Origin of the sequence: Aeromonas bestiarum, from assembly GCF_028751155.1 — a bacterium.
Lineage (GTDB): Bacteria > Pseudomonadota > Gammaproteobacteria > Enterobacterales > Aeromonadaceae > Aeromonas > Aeromonas bestiarum.
Genome location: NZ_CP064746.1, coordinates 1,372,263 through 1,393,940 on the forward strand (window position 1 = coordinate 1,372,263; position 21,678 = coordinate 1,393,940).

17 protein-coding genes are annotated in these 21,678 nt (G+C 61.5%); 12 read left to right on the forward strand and 5 right to left on the reverse strand.

Annotation, left to right across the window (positions count from 1 at the left end; all coding sequences use genetic code 11):
- Nucleotides 1–89: 89 nt before the first annotated feature.
- The gene (gene nadK / locus IU367_RS06620) at nt 90–974 is read right to left on the reverse strand and encodes an NAD(+) kinase (protein ID WP_042871168.1); all 885 of its coding nucleotides are present in this window, start codon (nt 972–974) and stop codon (nt 90–92) included.
- Between the two features lie 267 nt (nt 975–1,241).
- Between nadK and grpE the strand changes: the two genes are divergently transcribed.
- From grpE to dnaJ, 3 genes are all read left to right on the forward strand, one after another.
- Nucleotides 1,242–1,817 (forward strand): nucleotide exchange factor GrpE, encoded by a 576-nt coding sequence (grpE, locus tag IU367_RS06625; RefSeq protein WP_043556786.1) that lies wholly within the window; start codon nt 1,242–1,244, stop codon nt 1,815–1,817.
- Nucleotides 1,818–2,116: 299 nt separating this feature from the next.
- Nucleotides 2,117–4,042, forward strand: coding sequence for a molecular chaperone DnaK (gene dnaK / locus IU367_RS06630; protein WP_043556785.1), 1,926 nt, complete (start codon nt 2,117–2,119; stop codon nt 4,040–4,042).
- Between the two features lie 113 nt (nt 4,043–4,155).
- Nucleotides 4,156–5,298, forward strand: a complete 1,143-nt coding sequence (dnaJ, locus tag IU367_RS06635) for a molecular chaperone DnaJ (protein WP_042871174.1) — start codon at nt 4,156–4,158, stop codon at nt 5,296–5,298.
- Between the two features lie 117 nt (nt 5,299–5,415).
- On the opposite strand, the gene mgtE is transcribed toward dnaJ, so the two are convergent.
- On the reverse strand, nt 5,416–6,795 hold the full coding sequence (gene mgtE / locus IU367_RS06640; RefSeq protein ID WP_043134317.1) for a magnesium transporter: 1,380 nt from the start codon (nt 6,793–6,795) through the stop codon (nt 5,416–5,418).
- A gap of 1,211 nt (nt 6,796–8,006) precedes the next feature.
- Between mgtE and IU367_RS06645 the strand changes: the two genes are divergently transcribed.
- The 5 genes from IU367_RS06645 to IU367_RS06665 all read left to right on the forward strand — a co-directional run bounded on the left by IU367_RS06645 (nt 8,007) and on the right by IU367_RS06665 (nt 14,470).
- Nucleotides 8,007–9,497, forward strand: a complete 1,491-nt coding sequence (locus IU367_RS06645; RefSeq protein ID WP_274453767.1) for a carbohydrate porin — start codon at nt 8,007–8,009, stop codon at nt 9,495–9,497.
- Nucleotides 9,498–9,654: 157 nt separating this feature from the next.
- A complete protein-coding gene (locus IU367_RS06650) occupies nt 9,655–10,569 on the forward strand; it encodes an aminoimidazole riboside kinase (protein WP_274454352.1) in 915 nt (304 codons plus the stop codon).
- Nucleotides 10,570–10,652: 83 nt separating this feature from the next.
- Nucleotides 10,653–12,017, forward strand: a complete 1,365-nt coding sequence (locus IU367_RS06655) for a sucrose-specific PTS transporter subunit IIBC (RefSeq protein ID WP_274453768.1) — start codon at nt 10,653–10,655, stop codon at nt 12,015–12,017.
- The gene (locus IU367_RS06660; protein ID WP_274453769.1) at nt 12,017–13,432 is read left to right on the forward strand and encodes a glycoside hydrolase family 32 protein; all 1,416 of its coding nucleotides are present in this window, start codon (nt 12,017–12,019) and stop codon (nt 13,430–13,432) included. Before IU367_RS06655 ends, IU367_RS06660 begins: the two co-directional genes overlap by 1 nt.
- Nucleotides 13,433–13,459: 27 nt before the next feature.
- Nucleotides 13,460–14,470 (forward strand): substrate-binding domain-containing protein, encoded by a 1,011-nt coding sequence (locus tag IU367_RS06665; RefSeq protein ID WP_274453770.1) that lies wholly within the window; start codon nt 13,460–13,462, stop codon nt 14,468–14,470.
- A gap of 91 nt (nt 14,471–14,561) precedes the next feature.
- Here IU367_RS06665 and IU367_RS06670 read toward each other — a convergent pair whose 3' ends face one another.
- Both IU367_RS06670 and IU367_RS06675 read right to left on the reverse strand, forming a co-directional pair.
- Nucleotides 14,562–15,290 carry an MgtC/SapB family protein gene (locus IU367_RS06670; protein ID WP_043134302.1) on the reverse strand — a complete coding sequence of 243 codons (729 nt, stop codon included), beginning with the start codon at nt 15,288–15,290 and terminating at the stop codon, nt 14,562–14,564.
- Nucleotides 15,291–15,507: 217 nt separating this feature from the next.
- The gene (locus IU367_RS06675; protein WP_043556778.1) at nt 15,508–15,882 is read right to left on the reverse strand and encodes a hypothetical protein; all 375 of its coding nucleotides are present in this window, start codon (nt 15,880–15,882) and stop codon (nt 15,508–15,510) included.
- Nucleotides 15,883–16,398: 516 nt separating this feature from the next.
- Between IU367_RS06675 and IU367_RS06680 the strand changes: the two genes are divergently transcribed.
- Genes IU367_RS06680 through IU367_RS06690 form a run of 3 tightly spaced genes read left to right on the forward strand, consistent with a single transcriptional unit; the run spans nt 16,399 to nt 17,576 of the window.
- Nucleotides 16,399–16,716, forward strand: a complete 318-nt coding sequence (locus tag IU367_RS06680) for an ArsR/SmtB family transcription factor (protein WP_098983306.1) — start codon at nt 16,399–16,401, stop codon at nt 16,714–16,716.
- Complete coding sequence (locus IU367_RS06685; protein ID WP_043556773.1) at nt 16,716–17,129, forward strand: YeeE/YedE family protein; 414 nt, start codon at nt 16,716–16,718, stop codon at nt 17,127–17,129. The genes IU367_RS06680 and IU367_RS06685 overlap by 1 nt, the downstream gene beginning before the upstream one ends.
- A gap of 12 nt (nt 17,130–17,141) precedes the next feature.
- Nucleotides 17,142–17,576 carry a YeeE/YedE family protein gene (locus tag IU367_RS06690; protein WP_274453771.1) on the forward strand — a complete coding sequence of 145 codons (435 nt, stop codon included), beginning with the start codon at nt 17,142–17,144 and terminating at the stop codon, nt 17,574–17,576.
- Nucleotides 17,577–17,697: 121 nt separating this feature from the next.
- Here IU367_RS06690 and IU367_RS06695 read toward each other — a convergent pair whose 3' ends face one another.
- Complete coding sequence (locus tag IU367_RS06695) at nt 17,698–20,130, reverse strand: diguanylate cyclase domain-containing protein (RefSeq protein ID WP_274453772.1); 2,433 nt, start codon at nt 20,128–20,130, stop codon at nt 17,698–17,700.
- Between the two features lie 443 nt (nt 20,131–20,573).
- On the opposite strand from IU367_RS06695, the gene IU367_RS06700 reads away from it, so the two are divergent.
- Nucleotides 20,574–21,590, forward strand: a complete 1,017-nt coding sequence (locus IU367_RS06700; RefSeq protein WP_274453773.1) for a lipoate--protein ligase — start codon at nt 20,574–20,576, stop codon at nt 21,588–21,590.
- Nucleotides 21,591–21,678 lie beyond the last annotated feature (88 nt).

Genomic DNA, 21,678 nt, shown 5'->3' on the forward strand with positions numbered 1-21,678 from the left:
ATTACTGTGTATGCATCCAGTATATACTGGTTTTACATACAGTAAAGAGTCGGCCCGCAACAGGATGGACAAGAGCGTTGAAAAGCGCCTTAAAACAGCTTGCTGCCCCAGCCGAGCTTGTTGCGCAGCACATGGAAGTAGCTGTAATCGAGCGGATGCACCAGGTGCAGCTTGTGGCTGCTCTTCTTGATGAGGATCTCGTCACCCGGGTGCACCGCCAGGGTGACCTGACCGTCGCAGCTCACCTGCATGGCGTCATCCTGGTTGTCCGGCGAGACCAGCAGCCGCACCTCGCTGTCCGCATCCAGCACTATGGGGCGGCTGCTGAGGGTGTGCGGGAACATGGGCACCAGCGTGATGGCGTTGAGCTTGGGAGTGAGGATGGCGCCGCCCGCCGACAGCGAATAGGCGGTGGAGCCGGTCGGGGTGGCGACTATGATGCCGTCCGAGCGCTGGCTGTACATGAAGCTGCCATCGATATAGACCTCGAACTCGATCATGTGGGCTATCTTGCCCGGGTGCAGCACGGCTTCGTTCACCGCCAGGTTGCTCGATTTGCGTTCCCCGTGACGATAGACGGCTGCTTCCAGCAGGAAGCGGTGTTCACTCTTGTAGTGGCCTGAGAGCACCTGTTCCAGCGGCAGCAGGTAATCCTGCGGCGAGAGATCGGTCAAAAAGCCGAGATTGCCCCGGTTGACGCCGATCACCGCCACATCGAACCGTGACAGCACCCGGGCCGCCCCCAGCATGTTGCCGTCGCCGCCGACCACTATGGCCAGATCTGCCTGCTCACCGAGCTGGACCAGATCCATCACGTTCTCATCCATGATGCCGAGGGTGTGGGCCACCCGGCTCTCCACCAGCACCCGAAAACCTCGGGTAGTGAGATATTGATGCAGACCGGTCAGGGTCTGGTTGGCCCCTTCGTGGTGGGGTTTGCCAATCAGGGCAATGGTTTTGAACGGAGAATCCATATGCTGTCGGGTCTGGGATGAGTATTGGGGGGAGTATACCGCGCTTTGTGGGGGATTTGTCTGCTGCCGGCGTCTACTGGTGGGCATAGCGCCATGAAAAGTGGCAATTTGGCCGTTGGCTCGGCTCATTGGCGACGATAGCGCCCTTTTCCCCTTGAAAGCCGGGGCTGCGTCCCCATAATAGCGCCATTACAGGGTCTGTTACCGACTTGTCGCGCACCCGAACGTCAACAGACCCTCATAAGCAACCCTGAAATTGGAGATGTCATGAACCACGAAGAACAAAAGGTTGAAGCGATGGAGCAAGTGGAAGTCCAGCCAGTCGAGCCGACCGATGTAGACAGTGAAGTGACAGCCGAGCAGGCCCGCATTGCCGAGCTGGAGGCCCAACTGGATGCCGCCCGGCTGGCGTCCAATGAAGAGCGCGAGCGTGCCATTCGTGCCGTCGCCGAGATGGAAAACCTGCGTCGCCGCGCCGCCCAGGACGTGGAGAAGGCTCACAAGTTTGCGCTGGAGAAATTCGCCGCCGAACTGCTGCCGGTACTGGACAACCTGGAGCGCGCCATCGAGCTGGCCGACAAAGAGAACGATGCCCTCAAGCCCATGATCGAAGGGGTCGAGCTGACCCTCAAATCCATGCAGAGCTCGGTGGGCAAGTTTGGCCTGAATCCGCTGGATCCGCTCAATCAGCCGTTTGATCCCAACGCCCATCAGGCGATGAGCATGATCGAAAATGGCGAGCTGGCACCGAACACCGTCATCGCCGTGATGCAGAAGGGCTACGAGCTCAACGGTCGGGTGATCCGTCCGGCCATGGTGATGGTCTCCAAGGCGCCGGCCTGAGAGTCATCGCTGTGCTGAGCCCGCCGCTCGGCGGGCTTTTTATTGATAGCGGCGCCATTCTGCGTATTAAGTGGCGCCATTTGGCAAGCATTCAGCCGTAAACAGGGCAAGAATGCGCGGTTTTTTGAGGGCGGGGCTTGAAGCGACAACTTGAGACCCCATATAGGTTGCAAGGCCGCGGCGGCACAAAAAATTTGATGCCGGGAGCTTGAAAGCCACTCTGGCTGCCCCCACCTAGCCGTTAACGCATTAAGGCGAGTTCCTCGCCAGTTTATTCAAAGTATTTGGAGATTCGTCAAATGGGTAAAATCATCGGTATTGACCTGGGTACTACCAACTCCTGCGTCGCTATTCTGGATGGCGACACCGCTCGCGTGATCGAGAACGCAGAAGGCGATCGTACTACTCCGTCCATCATTGCCTATGCCGATGATGGCGAGATCCTGGTTGGTCAGCCGGCCAAGCGTCAGGCCATCACCAACCCGAAGAACACCCTGTTCGCCATCAAGCGTCTGATCGGTCGCCGTTTCGAAGATGAAGAAGTGCAGCGTGACCTGAAGATCATGCCGTACGCCATCGCCAAGGCTGACAACGGTGATGCCTGGGTTGAAGTGAAGGGCAAGAAAATGGCACCGCCGCAGATCTCTGCCGAAGTGCTCAAAAAAATGAAGAAGACCGCCGAGGATTACCTGGGCGAGCCGGTGACCGAAGCCGTCATCACAGTACCTGCCTACTTCAACGATGCCCAGCGTCAGGCTACCAAGGATGCCGGTCGCATCGCGGGTCTGGATGTAAAACGCATCATCAACGAACCGACAGCAGCTGCTTTCGCTTACGGCGTGAACAAGGTCAAGGGCGAGCGCAAGGTTGCCGTGTATGACTTGGGTGGCGGTACTTTCGATATCTCCATCATCGAGATCGACGAAGTCGAAGGGGAAACCACCTTCGAAGTACTGGCGACCAACGGTAACACCCACCTGGGTGGTGAAGACTTCGACAACCGCGTCATCAACTATCTGGTAGACGAGTTCAAGCGTGAGCAGGGCATCGACCTGCGCAACGACCAGCTGGCCCTGCAGCGTCTGAAAGATGCCGCCGAGAAAGCCAAGATCGAGCTCTCTTCCGCCCAGCAGACCGACGTGAACCTGCCGTACATCACTGCAGATGCCACAGGTCCCAAGCACATGAACATCAAGGTGACCCGCGCCAAGCTGGAATCCCTGGTGGAAGACATGGTGAAAGACTCGCTCGAGCCGGTCCGTACCGCCCTGAAAGACTCAGGTCTGGCCGTTGGCGAGATCGACGACGTCATCCTGGTAGGCGGTCAGACCCGCATGCCTATGGTGCAGAAGACTGTTGCCGAGTTCTTTGGCAAAGAGCCGCGCAAAGACGTCAACCCGGACGAAGCCGTGGCCATGGGTGCTGCCATCCAGGGTGCCGTACTGTCTGGTGACAAGACCGACGTACTGCTGCTGGACGTCACCCCGCTCTCCCTGGGTATTGAAACCATGGGCAGCGTGATGACGGCGCTGATCGAGAAGAACACCACCATCCCGACCAAGAAGTCCCAGGTGTTCTCCACCGCCGAAGACAACCAGTCTGCCGTGACCATTCACGTGCTGCAGGGTGAGCGCAAGCGCGCCAGCGACAACAAGTCCCTGGGCCAGTTCAACCTGGAAGGTATCCGTCCGGCTCAGCGTGGCCTGCCGCAGATCGAAGTGACCTTCGACATCGATGCCAACGGTATCCTGCACGTCTCTGCCAAAGACAAGGAGACCAACAAGGAGCAGAAGATCACCATCCAGGCTTCCTCCGGTCTGTCTGATGAAGAGATCGAACGCATGGTACGCGAGGCGGAAGCCAACGCGGCCGAAGACAAGAAGTTTGAAGAGCTGGTGCAGACCCGCAACCAGGCTGACGGTCTGGTCCACTCGGTCCGCAAGCAGGTAGCCGAAGCCGGTGAAGCCCTGCCTGCCGACGACAAGACCAAGATCGAAACCGCATTGAGCGAGCTGGAAGCCGTCATCAAGGGTGACGACAAGGCGGTCATCGAAGCCAAGCAACAGGCGCTGATGGAAGCCTCCCAGAAGCTGATGGAGATTGCCCAGCAGCAAGCCCAGGCTCAGGGTGCTGGCGCCGATGCCGGCCAGTCCTCTTCTTCCGCCAAGGCTGACGACGACGTGGTTGATGCCGAGTTCGAAGAAGTGAAAGACGACAAGAAATAAGCCACACCCAGATGGGCAGAGTCCGCTCTGCCCATCGGCTTGAACGATGAATTTACGGGCGTTGGGTGACCAACGCCCGTCTGCATAACTGTTTACGTAGCAACAGGATCAGTATGTCAAAGCGCGATTTCTATGAAGTGCTCGGGGTATCGAAAGATGCCGACGAGCGCGAGATCAAGAAGGCGTACAAGCGTCTGGCGATGAAGTTTCACCCGGATCGCAACCAGGGTGATGCCGCCTCCGAAGAGAAGTTCAAAGAGGTCAAGGAAGCCTATGAGGTCCTGACCGATGCCAACTTGCGCGCCCGTTATGACCAGTACGGTCATGCCGGCGTGGATCAGAGCCAGGGTGGCGGTGGCCACGGTGGCTTTGGCGGCGGAGCCGATTTCGGTGATGCGTTCGGCGACATCTTTGGCGACATCTTTGGCGGTCGCAACGGCGGCGGTCGTCGTGGTCCGGCCCGGGGTTCCGACCTGCGCTACACCATGGAGCTGACCCTGGAAGAAGCGGTGCGCGGCGTCTCCAAGGAGATCAAGGTGCCGACCCTGGTCCACTGCGAGGTCTGCAACGGCTCCGGCGCCCACACCGGCAGCAGTGCCCAGACCTGCCCGACCTGCCACGGTGCCGGTCAGGTGCAGATGCGTCAGGGCTTCTTCGCGGTGCAGCAAGCCTGTCCGCACTGCCACGGTCGCGGCAAGATCATCAAGGATCCGTGCCGCAAGTGCCATGGCGAGGGTCGCTACCAGAAGACCAAGACACTGTCGGTGAAAATTCCGGCGGGCGTCGATACCGGCGATCGCATCCGTCTCTCCGGCGAAGGGGAAGCGGGGGAAGCCGGGGCTCCGGCCGGGGATCTCTACGTACAGGTGCACGTCAAGGAGCACGAGATCTTCGTGCGTGACGGCAACAACCTCTACTGCGAAGTGCCCATCAGCTTCACCGCCGCCGCACTCGGTGGCGAGATCGAAGTGCCGACCCTGGATGGCCGCGTCAAGCTCAAGGTCACTCCCGAGACCCAGACCGGCAAGATGTTCCGCATGCGGGGCAAGGGCGTCAAGTCCGTGCGCTCCGGCCAGGTGGGGGATCTGATGTGCAAGGTGGTGGTCGAGACCCCGGTCAAGCTGACCGAGTCCCAGAAAGAGCTGCTGCGCCAGCTGGACGAGTCGTTCAGCGGTGCCGCCGCCAAGACCCACAAGCCGAGATCGGAAGGTTTCTTCGAAGGGGTGAAACGCTTCTTCGACGACCTGACCCGCTGATGGCAGCCGGTCCGGCAACAAGATAGAAAGAGGGAGGCATGATGCCTCCCTCTTTTTTTGTCGTCTTGATCCAAGCGCTATCGCGACCCGTCATCCCGATGTGCAGAGCTGTCCATATCAGGCGCCGACCAGCGTGCTGCCGAGGAAGGCATAGGCGAAGCCAAAATAGATCAACACACCCAGCAGATCCATGATCGAGGTGAGCATGGGGGAGCTGAGGGTGGCCGGGTCAGTGCCTATCTTGCGCGCCACGAATGGCAGAGCCAAACCGAGCAGGCTGCCAACGACGGTCACCGTCATGGCCGACAGGCTGACGATCAGCACTATGTCCCAACCTATGCTCTTGCTCCAGAATGCCATCACGCCTTCCAGCACGGCGACACCCACCCCCAGCGCCACGGCCACGGGCAGATCGCGACGCAGTACGAAGAAGAAGTCACGCAAGCTCAGCTTGAGCTGCCCCATGCCCATAGAGCGGATCACCAGGGTGGCAGACTGGCTGCCCGCGTTGCCGCCCATGTCGATGATGGGGGCAATGAAGGCTGCGAGGATCAGGACCTCGCTGAGCAGATCCTCCTGGGCCGCGACCAGATTGCTGGTGAGAATGCCAAAAATGGTCAGTACCGCCAGCCAGAAGAAACGGGCATTGAACATGCTCAGTGTGCTGGATGCGCGAAGATCTAGTTCGGGGCCACCCAGAGCCGCCGTGCCACCGAAACGGGCAATGCGGTTGGCATCCTCTTCCTCGGCCACATCCATCGCATCATCCACAGTGACCATGCCGAGCAGCTGCCGGTCATTATTCAACACCGGCAGGGCCAGCAGGTTATAGCGGGCTATCATGTCAGCAGCGGCTCCCTTGTGGGCATCTGCCTGAATACTCACCAGCTCCCGCTGCATGATGCTTGATATGGGGGCCTTGCTGTCGGCCAGAAAGAGCTCTCGCAGCGAGACAACCCCGATGAGGCGGCGCATTTCATCCACGACATACAGGGTGTAGATGCTTTCTCTGTCAGCGGCTGTGCTGCGCAGGCGCTGCAGCCCCTCGCCCACTGTTATGTCGGCCGGCAGGCTGGCACAATCCGAGCTCATGATGGAGCCGACCAGGCTGTCGGAGTAAGAGGCCAGTCGTTGGGTATCCTCCCGCTCTTCCTCCGTCATCGCATCAAGCAGTATCTGGCGCAAGGCGGCGGGCAGACGATTGTAGAGGTCGGCCCTGTCATCGGGGGAGAGGCGGGTGCACAGCTCCTCCAGCTGGGTCTTGGCCATGGAGCGCACCAGACTGGCCTGAATGTCGCTTGGCAGATGGCGGAAGATGCGAGCGGCCCGCAATGCAGGCACCAGGCTGAGGAAGGTGTGAATATGCTTGTCTGTCAGGCGCTTTATCGCTTGAGCCAAATCGACTTCATGGATATTCAGGCTCAGGCTCTGGATCCCCATGCGATCCTTGTTTTGCAGCAGTACGTACAGCTGTTGGTGAATATCTTGGTATTGCATTTATATATCCTTTATTACATCAGCCGGAAAAATGGCAAATAGAGTCCCGACTGACAGCACATCAGCAAAAATAGATAAAGAAATAACACCCGAAAATTAACTCGGGCTAGTCGCCAGTACAGGCTCCAGGGTCAGGGTCCATAAGGCACCTCCTGATTGATGTAGAAAACGGCCATATTCTTGCCCGTCATGGGCAACGAAAGGGGAACTGAACAGGTGCAACGCTCGGCAAGCGTGCAGCAAGGGAGACCGGATGGCGAGACGGACGCAACCCGGTGATCGGCGGCTGCCATGTCCCCTGCGGTTTCGCCAGCAAGCCGCATGGCCACTGACCCTCGGCAAACCGGGCTCGCCATTGGCAACTCGCGCCATGGGCGGAGCAACATGGGTTGATGGGTAGACAGCGGTAATGACATGCGGGTCCTGATATCAGGAGAAGATCCATGCAGGCATGATTGACGTCATCCAGCGGGTGACCCTGGATGGCGCAAGTAATAGACATCGAGTGAATACAGGGAAGGGGTGCACACAGGTGCAAATAAACCGCTCTCCGCATAGCGCGAGATAGCGGCAGAAGAATCTGCGGGATCTCGCGACTCAGGTATTGGCTGACGAGCTCAACAACCTACTGTCATCTGATGAATTGCCCACTGATGGTCTCCGTTATTAATCAATGCGGCGATGCTACTGGAATGACACTTATTGGTAAATAATTAATCCGCAGCCAGAAACATTTAGAAACATCTTTATTGATATGTTTCGTGATTGAATGACAGGATCATCGGGTACGCGGCCATATTACGCGTTGGGCTCGGCATCATTAGCTGCCGCTTCGCCGCCGACCCAGATGGCGCACTGCGTGTGTCAACGCCCACTCACAGGATGGTGCATGCCGCAGGGGATGCCAATGCCCGGCAGACCCAATCGTCAGCACCATGACCCCCTGACCCATATTGCCGGCGATGCGGCCCCTCATCCACACCGCCAGCCGGGATCGCAGCTCTGCGGATGTGGATCCGCCCTATTGAGTTGATCCCGATGAGGGATCCACCTCACAAGTTCAGCCAATTCATTCTGTACAAATGTTATCCCGCTCACAGAGTGGCTGAAACGGTTTAGCTTCTGTATTGAGTTAGCTAAAGCGGTTTAGCTATGCTCTCTTCGCCGATAAAAACAGAGCCCGATCGGGCAACACACGACAGGTGAGGAAGATGATGATGTTCAAGAGCAGATTGGCGTTGGCGGTAGCGCTGGGATTGGGGATGAGCGGCCCGCTGTGGGCGGCCGAGGGCGGTATCGAAGCCAGGCTGGCAGCGCTGGAGGCGCGGGTACAGGCGGCCGAAGCGCGAGCCGAGGCGGCGGAAAGTCGTGCCAGTCAGGCCGAGGTGAAGGCGAGTGCGGCCAGTGAGCAGGCCCAGGTCGCCAACAGCCGCAGCCAGAAGGTGGATGAAAAGACGGCGGGGGCGCAGGGCTTCGAGTTTCACGGCTATGCCCGCTCGGGCCTGCTGGTCAACGGCAATGGCAACGGCGGGCGCGGCGGGCCCTACATCACCCCGGCAGGATCGGTGGGCGGGGCTGTTGGCCGGCTTGGCAACGAGGATGACACCTACATGGAGGCCAACCTGCAGAAGACCCAGACCTTCGCCGATGGCAGCTGGGCCCGCTACAAGCTGATGCTGGCCGATGGCGTGGAGACCAGCAACGACTGGACCGCCAGCGATTCGAGCCTCAATACCCGCCAGGTGTTTGCCGAAATCGGCAATCTGGCGAGCTTCGACGGCCCCTTCAAGCATGCGGTGTTGTGGGCGGGCAAGCGCTTCGATCGGGACAACTTCGACATCCACTGGCTCGACTCGGACGTGGTGTTCCTGGCCGGGACCGGTGGCGGCGTCTACGACGTGCAGCTGGCCGACAGCTGGAAGGCGAACTTCTCCCTCTATGGTCGCGACTATGGTGACATCAGCGCCAGCGGCCTGTCGGACATAGAGAGCCATATCCTCACCATGAACAATCGCGTCGGCAATTGGCAGTGGATGCTGAACGGCCTCTCGGCCAAAGACAACGAGGCGCGCATCAACGACGGCGGCAAGGGAAGCGAGGCGGCGAACAAGGGGGCGCACACCCTGCTGGCCTATCACGCCGACAGCTTCTTTGGCATCAACCCCGGCTTCTCCAAGGCGGCGATCCTCTACGGTCATGGCCTGGGGGCCGAGCTCAAGGGACTGGGTTCCGACAGCGAGCTGCTGCCGGATGCCGATGCGGTGCGAGTGGCGGTCTTTGGCGCCACGGATCTCAACCCGCGCTGGCGTTTCGCCCCGGCCCTGCTGGCAGAGCAGAGCCAGGACCGTTACGTGAAGGGGGATGAATACCAGTGGCTGACCCTCAATACCCGGGTGGCCCAGGTGCTGAGCCAGAACGTCGAGCTGGTCTATGAGGCGAGCTGGCAGTACATGGATCTGGATCCCAAGGGCTACAAGGGACGCCAGGCGGTGAGCGGCAACTTCACCAAGCTCACTTTCGCTCCCACCTTCAAGGCGCAGACCGCCGGTTTCTTCGAGCGCCCCGAACTGCGGGTGTTCGCCAGCTGGATGGACTGGTCATCCGAGCTCGACAACTACGCCAGTGACGACGCCATGGGCCAGAGCAACTTCACCGCCGGTGGCGAGTGGAACTTTGGCGTACAGATGGAAACCTGGTTCTAGTTCGTTATCCCGATCACAAAAATGGCAGCCGGTGCCGAGATCTGTTGGTTGGCTAAATCGGTTTAGCTGATAATGAAAGCCAAGAGATGAGGCCCCGGCCCCGTCAATGAATCCTGTGCAGCAGTGGAGTAGCAAGGTGACGAATCGTGTGTGGGTAATGGGGGATGCCGTGGTGGACTTGATCCCGGAAGGGGAACTGCACTACCTCAAGTGTCCGGGTGGCGCACCCGCCAATGTGGCGGTCGGGGTGGCACGGCTTGGCGGTGATGCGGCCTTTATCGGCCGGGTCGGCGCCGATCCCTTCGGTTGCTTCATGGCCGAGACCCTGGCGACCGAGGGGGTCGATATCGGTCACCTGACCCAGGATCCGGCCCATCGTACCTCCACGGTGCTGGTGGCGCTCGATGAGGCAGGGGAGCGCAGCTTCACCTTCATGGTGCGCCCCAGTGCCGATCAGTTCCTCGAACCGGCTGACTTGCCCCGCTTCGAGGCAGGGCAGTGGCTGCTCACCTGCTCCATCGCCCTGGCCAACGAGCCGGTGCGCACCAGTTGCCTGCACGCCATGGCCGCCATCAAGGCAGCAGGCGGACGGGTCTGCTTCGATCCCAACCTGAGGCCCGAGGTGTGGGGCAAGCCCGCCGAGATGCTGCCGCAGGTAAGCGCGGCCATCGCCCTGGCGGACGTGGTCAAGCTCTCCATCGAGGAGCTGCAGCTGCTGAGCGGTGAGGATGAGCTGGCCGCGGGGCTCGCCACCCTCTCGGGCCCGGCGCTGGTGCTGGTGACCCGGGGGGCGGCCGGAGTGGTGGCCCGCCTCGATGGCGAGTTGCTGGAGTGGGTGGGGCAAAAAGTGACCCCGCTCGACACCACGGGGGCGGGGGATGCTTTCGTCGCCGGTCTCCTGGCCGCGCTGGCACGGCGGGCGTTGTTGCCCACTCTGAGCGAACTGCCCGCCATCCTGGCTCAGGCTCACGGTTGCGGGGCGCTCGCCACCACCGCCAAGGGGGCCATGACGGCGCTGCCGACCCGCACAGAACTGGATGCCTTTTTGCGATCAGGCGCAAGCGGCTGTTGATCTGCGGCTAGAAGCCCGGCTCGACAGCCCCTACTCTCATGTGACAAGGGCCCGCCAGCGCGGCGGGTCATAAGAGGAAGAATATGAATATCAGTGCGATAGCCAAGGATCTGGTGCCCCTGCTCGGGGGCAAGGAGAACATCGTCAGCACCGCTCACTGTGCCACCCGGCTGCGGCTGGTGCTGGCGGACGACAGCAAGGTGAACAAGGCCGCCATCGACAAGCTGGACGGGGTAAAAGGCTGCTTCAGCAATGCGGGTCAAATTCAGGTGATCTTCGGCACAGGTCTGGTCAACAAGGTCTATGCGGAGTTTGTGGCCCTGACCGGTACCGGCACCGCCAGCAAGTCAGAGCTGACCGACATGGCGACGGCCAAGCTTAATGTGGCCCAGCGCCTGGCGCGGACGCTCTCCAACATCTTCGTGCCCATCATTCCGGCAATCGTCGCGTCCGGACTGCTGATGGGGCTGCTCGGCATGGTGCGTACCTACGGCTGGGTCAACGCCGACAGTGCCCTCTTCGTCATGCTCGACATGTTCAGCTCGGCGGCCTTCATCATTTTGCCGATCCTGATCGGATTCACTGCGGCGCGTGAGTTTGGCGGCAACCCCTATCTGGGGGCCACCATGGGGGGCATCCTCACCCACCCGGCGCTGACCAACGCCTGGGGCGTGGCCGGTGGTTTCAAGACCATGGATTTCTTCGGTCTCGATGTCGCCATGATCGGCTATCAGGGCACCGTCTTCCCTGTGCTGCTGGCGGTCTGGTTCATGTCCCATCTGGAGAAGCAGTTGCGCAAGAGCATTCCGGACGCGCTGGATCTGATCCTCACGCCGTTTCTCACCGTCATCATCACAGGTTTCGTGGCGTTGCTGTTTATCGGCCCGGCGGGTCGGGTGCTGGGGGACGGCATCTCCTTCGGTCTGAGTGCGCTTTATGAGCAGGCGGGCTGGCTGGCGGGGCTGGTGTTTGGCGGCACCTATTCCCTCATCGTCATCACCGGCATCCACCACAGCTTCCACGCCATAGAGGCGGGGCTGCTCACCAATCCGGCCATAGGCGTCAACTTCCTGTTGCCCATCTGGGCCATGGCCAACGTGGCGCAGGGCGGGGCCTGTCTGGCTGTCTACTTCAAGACCCGGGATCCGAAAATCAAGGCGATCACAGTGCCGGCGGCCATGTCCTGCCTGCTCGGCATCACGGAGGCGGCGATCTTCGGCGTCAACCTGCGTTACATCAAGCCTTTCCTGGCCGGTCTGCTCGGCGGTGCCCTGGGCGGTGCCTACGTGGTGGCGGCCAAGGTGGGCATGACGGCGGTGGGGCTGACCGGCATTCCCGGCATGGCCATAGTCCAGCCCATGAGCCTCATACACTACGTCATCGGGCTGGTGATCGCCTTTGGCGCCGCCTTTGCCGCCTCCTGGCTGCTCAAGTACAAGGTGGAGTGATGAAGGACGTCGATCTCCTCAACCAGGTTGTCCGGTCCTTGCTGGCCGGACAGCTCAAGGCGGCGGCCGATCCCCATCGACCCCGCTGGCATCTGGCAGCCCCGGTGGGGCTGCTCAACGACCCCAACGGCTTCATCGAGCACGACGGGCGCTACCACCTCTTCTACCAGTGGAATCCGCTCGGCTGCGAGCACAGCAACAAGGGCTGGGGTCACGTCACCTCGACCGATCTGCTGCACTGGCAGCACGAGCCGGTGGCGCTCTTGCCCACCGAGACCTATGAGAGCCACGGCTGCTACTCGGGCTCGGCGGTCAGCGACGAGCAGGGGCGCTTGACCCTCATCTACACAGGCAACGTCAAATACCCGGATGGCAGCCGTACCGCCTACCAGTGTCTGGCTCGCGCCGACGGTGAGGGTGGCTTTGTCAAGCTGGGGCCTGTGCTGGAACTGCCCGCAGGCTACAGCGGCCATGTGCGGGATCCCAAGGTGTGGTACGACGGCCAGCAGTGGCTCATGGTGCTGGGGGCCCGCACTCTGGATGACAGGGGCGAGGTGCTGCTCTATCGCGGCGACACCCTGCACCACTGGCAACTGGTGGGCCCCATCGCCGGCAGCGGGCGCGGTGGCCTGGGGGACTTTGGCTATATGTGGGAGTGCCCGGACCTCTTCCCGCTAGGGGGGCGCCATCTGCTCATCAGCTGCCCGCAGGGGATTGCCCCGGTGGGGGAGGATTACCGCAACCTCTACCAGTGCGGCTGGCTGGCGGGCCATTTTGACGGCATGCACTTCGCGCACGGGACTTTCCACGAGCTGGACAGGGGCTTCGAGTTCTATGCACCGCAAACCACGCTGGACAGTCAGGGACGCCGCCTGCTGTTTGGCTGGCTGGGGCTGCCGGAGGAGAACGAGATGAGCCAGCCCACCATCCCCTATGGCTGGATCCATCAGATGAGCTGCCCGCGGGAACTGTTCTGGCAGGGGGAGTGGCTCTGCCAGCGGCCGGTGGCGGAGCTGGCGGCATTGAAGGGGGAGTTGACCCGTTTCGAGGGGACGCCAGGCGAATTTGCGGGGCTGGCCATCGACTCGGCCTGGCTCGATCTGGATCTGTGCGGTGAGGGAAGCCTCTGGTTCGGCGCCGTGGCCGAGCTGGTGTGGCAGTTGGGGCGCATCACCCTGCGCCGCCAGAACTGGCAGAGCGGGGAATGGGAGACGCGATCCGCCCCCTGGCTGGGTGGGCGGATCACTGTGCTGTGCGATCGCTCCAGTCTGGAGTGTTTCATCGATGGCGGTCGCCACAGCCTGTCGGCCCGCTACTTCCCCGGTGAAAAGCCGCAGCTATCGGCAGGGAACGTGGGCGGGGGTTGCAAAATTTGCCTCAATCACTGGCCGCTGTCGGCTTGCCTAGTACAATAGCCCGGTGCTAGTCAGCCGGGAGGCCAGGTGGAGAAGAAGAAACGGATCACTATTGCCCAGATAGCCGAGTTGGCGGGGGTGTCCAAGGCGACCGCCAGTCTGGTGCTCAACGGCAAGAGTGCTGAGTACCGGATTGCCGATCAGACCCAAAAGCGGATCCAGGCGGTGGCGGATGAGTGCCACTACCAGCCGAGCTTTCATGCCCGCGCTCTGCGCGAGACCCGCAGTTACACCTGGGGTCTGGTGATCCCCGATCTCACCAACTTCGGTTTTGCCCGCATCGCCCGTGCCCTCGAGGCTCACTGCCGGGAGGCGGGCATCCAGCTGCTGATCGCCTGCTCCGAGGATGATCCCACCCTGGAGCAGACGGTGGTGGACAACCTCATCAGTCGTCAGGTGGATGGCCTCATCGTCGCCTCCAGCGGCCACAGCGATGATATCTATGCCCGTATTCACGACCGGCTGCCGGTGGTGCAGCTGGATCGCCACATAGGCGAGTCGCGCCTGCCCATGGTGATCTCGGACGCCTGCAAGGCCACCGCCGAGCTGGTGCGGGACATGGCTGGCGAGTGCGGCGAGGAGATCTACTACTTCGGCGGTCTGCTGGATCTCTCCCCCAGCCGCCATCGGCTTGCCGGGTATGAGCTGGGGCTGCATCGGGCCGGGCTTGAGGCGGACGCCATCCGGGTGCGCCATCGTGACTATCAGCCGAGCTCGGGTTATCAGCTGATGGCCGAGCTGGTGGTCGAGCTGGGGGCGCCGCCCCGCGGGCTCTTCACCGCCTCTTTTACCCTGCTGGAAGGGGTGCTGCGCTATCTCAACGAAGCTGGGCTGATGGAGACGGGCATGCGGCTGTGCACCTTCGATGATCACGATCTGCTCGACTGCATACCGATGCGCATCGACTCGGTGGCGCAGGATTGTCCGGCGCTGGCCCGCGCCGCCTTCGAGCTGATGCAGCAACTGATCGCGGGCAATCCCCCCGCGCAGACCGCCCAGGTGATCAGCCCCAGGGTACGCTGGCGTACCCGCCGCTAGTCGCGCAGGTTCGCTCCCATAGAAAAGCCCCGCCAGAATTGGTGGGGCTTTTTGTTTATCGGGGGAGGGCGCACAGACATGCCCAGCCGGTTCAATCCGTGGTACTGGCGCGCCAGAACACCTGCTTGATATGGGGATGAATGGCCAGCTTCACCATCAGGGCATCCAGCTCGTCGCCATCGATGGAGGTGGCCAGCAGCACGGCGGAGATCTCCAGATCCTGTTCACCGAACGGCTCTATGTCCAGTTCGCTCAGAGGGTAGTTGGCCTGCTCCATCATCTCTTCGAGCCAGTGCAGCACCTCTTTTTGATACTCGCGCTGGGCGAGGGCCGTGACCCTGTAGGTCACCTCGGTATCTGTATTGTCCACCGGGCGGCGGTTGATCTGGTTGACCAGCGGTCGCAGCAGGGTGTTGGCGGCCAGCACGAACAGGGCGCCGAGCACTGCCTCCATGGCGAGCCCGGCCCCGCTGGCCGCGCCCACAGCCGCCACGCCCCACAGGGTGGCTGCCGTGTTGATGCCGCGGATATTGCCAGACTCGCGCATGATGACACCGGCGCCGAGAAAGCCGATGCCGGAGACGATATAGGCCACCACATGGACCACGTTGTAGTTGCCGCCGTGCAGGTCATAGATGCGCTGGGCCAGGCTGACGAACAGGGCGGCCCCCACGGCGACCAGCACGTTGGTGCGAAGACCGGCGGTACGCTGGCGGTACTGGCGCTCCAGCCCGACCAGGCTGCCCAGCACGAAGGCCAGCAACAGGCTGGCCAGGGTGTCGAGCAGGGAAATCATGTCAAATTGCTGCCACATTCTCATGGCGTACTCCTTCTGGTTTGAGATGGCCTTCGGGATACAGGATAGAAGGCCCAGTGAGCATTCCTGATGAATCGCAGAGGTGCGCGCGGTGAAGGCCATCATGGGAAATGAAAGCGGGCGCACGGTCAAACGGGTCCGCGCACTCAGAATGGCGAGCAGATAGCCGGGCCAGATGGAAAGGGGCCAGCATGGCTGGCCCCCGATCTACTCGATCCCGTTAGTTGAGCAGTGGCTCGGCGTCGCGACGGGGACGCAGCTCCCAGCGAACCGGGTGGGCGACCCCGACCTGATGCACGAACTGCACCAGATAACGGCGCTGTGGCGGGGTGCAGTGCAGATTGAGCACCAGCTCCCGACCTCCGCTGCGCCCTGGCCTCAGGGACTGCATGGGACGCAGCCCTGCCGGTTGCAGGGTATGAGTCACCATGTCGAGCACCTGCTCCATGTCGGCGCGATCCTGGCAACGGATCTGCAACCTGTAGTGGTGCTGACTCGGCTTGGCGCGCAGCCAGAGTGGCAACAAACCACGGCCCAGCTTGCTCAGCAGGGGGTGAGCCTGGGTGGATCCGGACTTGGTTGAAATAAAACGCATAGCAGCCTCCTTGTGGGAAGCAGAAACTATGCAGGCAAGGTGTCCAGGCCTGGGCTTGGGTCACCTGACGTCAAGTGTAAAAAGAGAAGAGGGGAGTGGATTTCCGCTTCTCGCAGGGTTGCGAGAACGCGGCAGAGGAAGACCTGCGGCTATCTCGCGACCTGGGTGCCGACTGACTGGGTCGGCCTACAACTGTCACTTGATGAATTGCCCACTGATGGTCTCCGCTGTTGATGAACGGCCAGATGGTACTCATCCAGAGCGATGAGGTAAAGCCTTATCCGCGCTCAGCAACATTTAGATACAAGTTTGTCAATAACCTGAGCCACTTGGCTACATTCATACCAGCCCGGCCAAGGCCAGCGCCATCCCAGGCGCCGGGCCAGTGGCCGCGGCAGCCTGCGCCGTGATCCACGGCCATGCCGATGGTTCACTCCCACATAAAAATTAGATATTGCTAATTTAGGTTTTATTTATAGAATGAAGCTTAATATAAGCAACTGCTAATTTATTCCTATGGCCCCTTTCGATGAGATGACCCGACATGCCAGCGAGGCGGCCGCCCTGCTCAAGGCGCTAGCCCATCCCGAGCGGTTGCTGGTGCTCTGCCAGCTGCTTGATGGCGAGAAGGGTGTTGGCGAACTGCTGGCGCACAGTGCGCTGGGGCAGTCGGCGTTCTCCCAGCAACTGGCGGTACTCAGGCGCAGCGGCCTGATCCGGTCGCGCAAGGTTGCCCAGCAGATCTACTGCTCGCTGGCGAACGAGGCGGCGGCGGATGTATTGGCCGTGTTGCGTACCCATTTTTGCCACTCCCAAGACGACGAGGTGTCCTGATGTTTGAAACCCAATGGTTGCTTGCCCTGGCCGGGGGCATGCTGGTGGGGCTCTCCGCCCTGATGCTGATGCTGTTCAACGGCAAGGTGGCCGGGATCAGCGGCATTCTGGCGGGCGCCATGCAACACAGGCACGCCTGGCGCTGGCTGTTTCTGCTGGGACTGGGGGCGGGTGCCTGGCTGGCATTTTCCCTGGACTGGGCCCGGCTGCCACGCTTCGACACCCTGCCGGCCTGGCCGCTGGTGTTGCTGGCTGGGCTGCTGGTCGGGATCGGTACCCGTCTTGGCAATGGCTGCACCAGTGGTCACGGCATCTGCGGCATGGGTCGGCTTTCTGTGCGCTCCATCCTTGCCACCCTCACCTTCATGGCAACCGGTGCCCTCACCGTGTTTGTCACCCTGCATCTGTTGTAACGAGGCGATGAGATGAAACACTTTATCAGTCTGTTGGCCGGTCTCTTGTTCGGGATCGGCCTTGCCATCTCCGGCATGGTGGATCCGGCCCGGGTCATCGGCTTTCTCGACGTGGCGGGGGCCTGGGATCCCAGCCTGGCCTTCGTGATGGGCGGGGCGCTGCTGGTGTTCATGCCGGGCTACTTTCTGCTGGTCAAACCGAGCCGCCAGAGCCTGCTCGGTGAGCCATATTCGTTCAGCCAGGCCCGGCAGGTGGACGGTCGCCTCCTCGGTGGCTCTGCCCTGTTCGGCATCGGCTGGGGCCTGGTGGGCATCTGTCCCGGGCCTGCCTTGAGCCTCATCTCCAGCGGTCAGCCCATGATACTGCTGTTCGTGGCGGCCATGGTGAGCGGGATCTTGCTGGTGGACAGGGTATGGCCGATGCTGTGGCCAGCCCGCAGCGCCTGATCCCCAGGCGCCATGATCCCGCAGTCCCGGTATCCGTGCCGGAGTCAGGCAGGCGCAATAGCGAGAGGGCCACCTGGGTGGCCCTCCTCTTTTCACACGTTCAGGTGGCTGGCGCGCTGAGTCAGCGTCCTTTCATCAGCGGGAAGTAGCGTCGGTCGGCCTGGCTCATGTGGCCGACAACCAGCTCCTGAATAATGAAGTTGAGCAATTCGTCGTTGCCAAGCTCGCCGGCCCTGGCGGCGGTCATCAGCTGGCTTGCCCTGTGCAGCAGCCGCTGGTGGTCCTGCTGGTGGCTGGCCAGCTCGGCATAGTCCAGCTCGGCCAGCATCTGCTCCTCGAAGGCGAAGTGGTGGCGGGCCATCTCGAACAAGCCTTCCAGACTCTCCAGATAGAGGGCAGGGTGTTCGCTGTTGTCTTTCATGCGCTCCAGCAGCCGGTTGGTCAGCACGAAGAGCTGGCGATGCTCGGCATCGATGCGGGGGTGGCCGCACTCGTGGCTGTTTTGCCACAGCAGTGAGCCCAGCTCGGGATCCAGCCCGGCGGTAAACAGGCAGACCCGGCCGCGGCCCCGTCCCTTGGCCTGATACATGGCCTGATCGGCATGGTGCATCAGGGTCTTGGGATCCGTGCCATGTTCCGGGTAGAGCGCCACCCCTATGCTGCTGGAGATCCGCAACTCCTGCTCTTCATCCACCCGGAACGGATGACGCAGGCTCTGGTGCAGATGATCCGCCACTGTCAGCGCCTCGTCACTGATATCGGGCAGCAGGATCACGAACTCATCGCCCCCGAGGCGGGCCACCAGATCCTGTTCCCGCACGCAGTGGCGCATGCGCTCGGCCACCATGTTGAGCAACACATCGCCGGTTTCATGGCCGAAGGTGTCGTTGATCGGCTTGAAGTGATCCAGATCGATGAACATCAGCGCCAGCTCTCTCCCCTCGTCGGCCATGGCCTCCTTCAGCCGCAGTTGCAGCAGGCGACGGTTGGGCAGGTTGGTGAGCGGATCATAGAAGGCGAGGCGGTGCATCATCTCCTCGCTGGCGGCACGTTCCGTGATGTCGCGGGTGACCCCCAGGATGGCGTCTGGCTGGCCTTTCTCGTTGCCGTGCAAGGTGGTGATGGTCTCGGTCGCGACCAGATGCCCCTCCCTGTGCCGCAACTGGGTGCGGATCACGCAGCGGGTCTGCTCGTGGTCGCCCCGTTGCCAGGCCGCGAGGGAGTCACTGAGCTCATCGCGCAGCTGTTTTCTGGAGGTCTCCGGGATCAGCTGCTTGAGGGGCAGGCTGAGGATGTCGATCGCCTCGTAACCGCTGAGCGGCAGAATGGCCGGGCTGACGTAGCGAAAGCGCAGGGTGGCGGTATCCATGGTCCAGATGACGTCGGCGCTGTTCTCCGCCACGAACCGGTAGTGCTGTTCGCTCTGGGCCAGTTCACGGGTGAGCCGCAGCCGATCCCGGGCCTCCTGACGCAGGCGCAGGTAGAGATGGCAGAAGATGCCGAGCAGGGTCAGCAGGGTGAAGGTGATCAGCATGGCGACAGCCACGCTCTTGTCGAACAGCTGCCGCTGCTGGCGCATCCGCTCCCGGTCCGGGTTGTAGAGGAAGCGCTCCAGATCGGGCAGGGAGCTGAGCAAGCCTGCCTCCAGGTAGGTCCTGGCGATCTGCTGCCATCGCTCGGGTTGCATGTAGCCGGGCTCGATGAGATCCGGCTGCATCAGCTCCCTGGTTTCACGGGCTTCGAACTCCAGCTGCTCACGGCCATAACCGCTGGGATAGTGCTCCATGATCCAGCTGATCATCTCCTCCGGGTTTTCCATGGCATAGCGCCATCCCTTGAGGCTGGCCTGCTGGAACGCATAGACCCGCTCCGGCCTGCCCGCCAGCTCACGCTCAGAGGTAAACAGATTGTCACCGTAGAAGTCGAAGTCGATGTCGCGGGGGGAGAATACCCGGTAGGGGATCCCCAGCTGGGCCAGATAGAAGGGCTCGGTGGTGCTGTAGGCGCTGATGGCATCCACCTGTCCGGTCAGCAAGGCCTGCAGCCCCTGTTCATAGGGCAGTCTGGTCCAGCTCTGTGGCTGGGCATGGCGGCCGAGATAGACCTGCAACTCTCTGGAGCCTGGTTCCAGCATCAGGCGTTTGCCCGCCAGATCAGAGGGTTGCAGTATGTCGGGCCGTTCCAGCGAGAGCAGGACCAGCGGCGAGTGCTGCAGCATGGCCGCCAGTACCACGACCGGACGGCCTGCGGCACGGGCGAGCAGCAAGTCGCTGCCGCTGATCCCGAACTGGGCATTGCCCGACACCACCTCGTTGACCACATTGGTCTGCGGCGTGGCGGCGCGCAGCGCGACATTCAGACCGGCATCACGATAAAAGCCCTTGAACTGGGCGGCGTAATAACCGGCGAACTGGAACTGATGTTGCCATGGCAGTTGCACCACTATCTGATCTGCCGCCCTCAGGGGCAGAGAGGTGACGCTGTAGCAGATCGCCATACCCAGCATTGGCAGATACCAGAGCAAGCGATGAAGGGAGGAATTTACGCCTGTCATATACATTCCTCTCGGGAGACGGGTTCGATCCTAGAGTCAAACAATTCCTTGTTGCCCGCAAGGGGGCGAAAGGCCGCTGGAATGGGGGATGGGTGACAAAAAAAGTGATTTCTGTGTCGTTTATCACATTTGGCTTTCATGCTCGGTATTTTTGTCAATTATGCGAATAATTAAGGAGCCATATGGCCTATAAAAACGGTCGCATTTTAGTCGTATTTACCTGTTGTTTACCTCAGTAATAGTGAGTGATTGCTTTTTTCACGGTGCAATGCGTCAACCTGTGTCGCCGTATCAAAAGATACTTTTCTGATGCTGTGGGAATGTATCCGGATTGATTCTATTAGGTTGTTAATCGGTAACGATGGAGCCCAGCCGGCAAGGGCCCAAATCCGGTCGCCAGCGGTGGTATGATAGCGGCTCTTCCTTCTCGTTGAGGCTCTCTCATGTCCCGATTGCGTCTGTTGTTGTCCGACTCTCACGATCCCCTGTTCAACCTGGCGGTGGAGGAGTGCATCTTTCGCCAGATGGACCCGAACCAGCGGGTGCTCTTCCTGTGGCGCAACGCCAATACGGTAGTGATTGGCCGCGCCCAGAACCCCTGGAAGGAGTGCAACACCCGTCGCATGGAAGAGGATGGAATAACCCTGGCCCGGCGCAGCAGCGGGGGCGGCGCCGTGTTTCACGACCTTGGCAACAGCTGCTTCACCTTCATGGCGGGCAAGCCCGGCTATGACAAGAGCATATCCACCGCCATAGTGCTGGATGCGCTCAAGCGGCTCGGGGTGAGCGCCTTCGCCTCCGGGCGCAACGATCTGCTGGTGGCGACCCCGGACGGGGATCGCAAGGTGTCGGGCTCGGCCTATCGGGAGACCCTGGATCGCGGCTTTCATCACGGCACCCTGCTGCTGGACGCCGATCTGGGCCGGCTCGCCAACTACCTCAATCCGGATCCCAAGAAGCTGGCGGCCAAGGGCATCAGCTCGGTGCGCAGCCGGGTGGCCAACCTGTGCGAGCTGCTGCCGGGCATTGACCACAACCAGCTGAGCCACGCCCTCTGCGAGGCCTTCTTTGCCCATTACGGCGAGCGGGTTCTGCCCGAGCACATCTCTCCGAGCCAACTGCCCGACCTGCCCGGCTTTGCCGACACCTTCGCCCGCCAGCGCAGCTGGGAGTGGAACTTCGGCCATGCGCCTGCGTTCAGCCATCAGCTGGACGAGCGCTTCGGCTGGGGTGGGGTCGAGCTGCACTTCGATGTGGAGAAGGGGGTCATAGGCCGGGCGCAGATCTTCAGCGACAGCCTGGATCCGGCGCCGCTGGATGCGCTGGCCGAACGACTGGTTGGCCTCGCCTATCGCCGCGAGGCCATAGCGGCGCTGCTGTCGCAACTGCGGGCCGATTTCCCGGCCCAGCAAGCCGAGCTGGACGAGCTCTCCCGCTGGTTGCTGGCCGCCCTGCGCTGAGGTTTTTTCCTGTCCGATCACGAAATCAAAAGAGGCGCCCAAAAGGCGCCTTTTTGCCAGCCCACGCCACGGCTCATCATGACAAAAA